Raw genomic sequence first — 2,925 nt, 5'->3', positions numbered from 1 at the left:
AGCGCCGCAGGACGCCGCAGCGTAGCGAAGGCGCCCCGAAGGGGTGAGCCGCAGGCGAATCAATCCCTCCCACCAGCCGGCACCCAAGCTTAGGAGTCCCTCGGCCCCCTTTTATTTGGCGGATAGGGAGGCTTTGATTAGAATCCTTCGTTCGACCAGGCGCACAGCGCCGCAGGACGCCGCAGCGTAGCGAAGGCGCCCCGAAGGGGTGAGCCGCAGGCGAATCAATCCCTCCCACCAGCCGGCACCCATGCAAAGGAGTCCCTCGGCCCCCTTTTATTTGGCGGATAGTGAGGCTTTGATTCAAACCCTTCGTTCGACCAGGCGCACAGCGCCGCAGGATCTCCCATTCTCCATATGCCATTGACAAAAGAACAAGAAATCTTCAGAATTCGCGTTCCACAAAAAGCGCCCGTAGCTCAGCTGGATAGAGTACCTGGCTACGAACTAGGGGGTCGGAGGTTCGAATCCTTCCGGGCGCGCCATTTTCTCAAGTATCACCTGTATTGCTAATCGCACCAAAAGTAGAATCGAGGTCATTCGAACCTCCGACTTCAAAGAGCCGGTTCGACCAGCGCCGCAGGCGCGCAGAACGCCGCACAGCGGCGGCCCCGCAGGGGTGAGGGCCACAGGCCCGAATCATCCTTCCGGGCGCGCCATTTTCCAAGTCTCACCTGTATTGCTAATCGCACCAAAAGTAGAATCGAGGTCATTCGAACCTCCGACTTCAAAGAGCCGGTTCGACCAGAACCTAAACTGGGACAGAACCTAAACTGGGACAGTCACCATTTGAAAACACCACTATCATGAGATAAAGTCCCTACACACATGGAGTGTACTTAAGCCAAGGAGAAGGCGATGACGATTTCCCGTAAAAGACAGATCTGTCTGGATGAAACCCCCTATTACCACTGCGTATCTCGTTGCGTTCGTCGGGCCTTTCTTTGTGGAATGGATCAGTTAACGGGGCGCAGCTATGAACATCGTCGAGATTGGGTCGTCGAAAAGCTCAAACAACTCACCGATGTATTCTCTATCTCTCTCTGCGCTTATGCTGTGATGCATAACCACACACATACCGTCGTAAAGGTAGATCGAGAGCAGGCCATGGCCTGGAGCCGAGATGAAGTGATCAAGAGATGGACGACACTTTACAAACCCAGTTCTATCGTTGATCGATATCTGAGTGAATTCAATTTATCAAAGGCAGAACTGCAGGTCGTTGAAAAAGATACCGAAAAATGGCGTCACAGGCTCTACAATATCAGCTGGTTCATGCGCAATCTTAACGAATCAATTGCAAGAAAGGCGAATGAAGAAGACGGATGCAGCGGAAGATTTTGGGAAGGCAGATACAAAAGCCAAGCGCTGCTTGATGATCCAGCACTATTAACCTGTATGAGCTATGTCGATCTCAACCCCATACGTGCCGGGATAGCCGAGACGCCTGAAGCGTCGGATTTCACATCGATCCAGGCTCGTATCAAACACTATCAAAAAACACTCGAGCAGACAGAGAGTAAAGCAGAAGACCAAGTAACAGCGCCAAAGCGCCTGCTCCCGTTTACAGGTGGTGAGCATAAAGACAAAGTACAGGGCTTGCGTTTCAGTCTGGCGGACTACCTGGAGTTGACCGACTGGATAGGTCGGGCGATCAGAGAGGATAAATCCGGTGCGATACCTGCAACGTTGGCACCGATCCTGGAGCGACTCAATATCGAGTCAGAGGCCTGGCTCGATAGTGTGCAGAACTACGATAAGAACCACTACACGGTAGTCGGAACGCGGGAAGCAAGCAGGAAATTCAGCCAAGCCTCAGGTAGGAAATGGTTTTGCTTGAGTCGATTTTCGTTGCAGCTTTACAAACCAATCACAGCCTGACTCATTTCAAAATAATAGCGCATCATTCATGCCGATTTAAACAAACTGGCAGGATCTCTTGTGCCTTAAGCAGTCATAGATACCCAATTCTATGTGCCCGCATTAGAAAAAGGCAGGCCGCTTTATTCATAACCGGTTGTTGTACCCCTATATCCGCCTCAATAGCCTCATTATGAGGGTAATAAATAGTTAATAAATAGTGACTGTCCATGTTTAAGCGCTTACGATTGTGTGTAAGTAGTTCTTTGCGTACTTGCTACCAGGTATAAGGATTTCGTCTCTCATAGCAGCGGCAAAATCCTGTATCTGTTGTGCTCCAAATTTCTTAAGTGGGATCTGTCGACGTCGTCCAATGTCAGCGAGCTCACGCGCCATGGCATCAATTCGACGTTGGGAGGCTGCTAGACGGTCTTTGAGCGTTTGGTGAAGCTCTAGCTTCCCCTGTTCTATCAACTCATACCACGCATCGACTTGTTCCTTTGTAAGTGATAATTGCCTTTGGATGGTTTTTTCTCGTTGACGATCAGGTGCCTGCAGTTTCTTAATATCCTCGCGCAACTGTATTAGCATTAATTGTATTCTCTCTGGTGTGAGAACCAACTCAGCGACTGTGTTCAGTACAACTGCTTCAAGCTCCTCCCGTGGTATATTTGGTGCAGTGCATAAATAATTACTATGATATTGTCGTGTGGAACAGCGATAGTAATCATATTTACCACCTTTTCCTGACATTAAAACAAGCCCTTTACCACAGATACCGCATTTCGCGATACCCGTGAGCAGCGTTCGAGATGACTGGCTCCGATATTCAGTAGCTTTTCCTGGTGCACGCTCAGACCGTAATTCACGTGCTTTATTAAAAATCTCTCTAGTGATTACAGGCGGGACCTTAGTTAACACCCAATCTGATTCGTCCCGTAGCTCTCTTGGTAATCCCCCCGAAAAATAACGGGGTTCAAAAGTAGAATTTTCCAATTATGATTACGAAAAGGAGAATCTACAATGAAGAAGTCCCGCTACAGCGAATCCCAGATCATATCGATC

The 2,925-nt window shown here is 49.3% G+C and carries 2 protein-coding genes and 1 tRNA gene; 2 read left to right on the top strand and 1 reads right to left on the bottom strand.

Features of this window, described 5'->3' with window-relative positions; genetic code table 11:
* The first annotated feature begins 408 nt into the window (after positions 1–408).
* Together CODIS_RS20275 and CODIS_RS20270 are read left to right on the top strand one after the other, a co-directional pair.
* Positions 409–485 (top strand) — tRNA-Arg (locus CODIS_RS20275).
* 373 nt (positions 486–858) lie between these two features.
* Positions 859–1,881: a transposase gene (locus CODIS_RS20270; protein WP_069128467.1), complete on the top strand. Its 1,023-nt coding sequence runs from the start codon at positions 859–861 to the stop codon at positions 1,879–1,881.
* 213 nt (positions 1,882–2,094) lie between these two features.
* Here CODIS_RS20270 and CODIS_RS20745 read toward each other — a convergent pair whose 3' ends face one another.
* Positions 2,095–2,781, bottom strand: coding sequence for a recombinase zinc ribbon domain-containing protein (locus tag CODIS_RS20745; protein WP_268805727.1), 687 nt, complete (start codon positions 2,779–2,781; stop codon positions 2,095–2,097).
* Between the last annotated feature and the right edge of the window lie 144 nt (positions 2,782–2,925).

Source organism: Candidatus Thiodiazotropha endolucinida (assembly GCF_001715975.1).
Classification (GTDB): domain Bacteria; phylum Pseudomonadota; class Gammaproteobacteria; order Chromatiales; family Chromatiaceae; genus Thiodiazotropha; species Thiodiazotropha endolucinida.
This window is presented reverse-complemented; position numbering and strand designations above follow the sequence as displayed.

Bases quoted from the DNA above. Each gene is read 5' to 3' on its own strand.
- CODIS_RS20270 (WP_069128467.1), top strand. From the start codon at position 859: ATGACGATTTCCCGTAAAAGACAGATCTGTCTGGATGAAACCCCCTAT.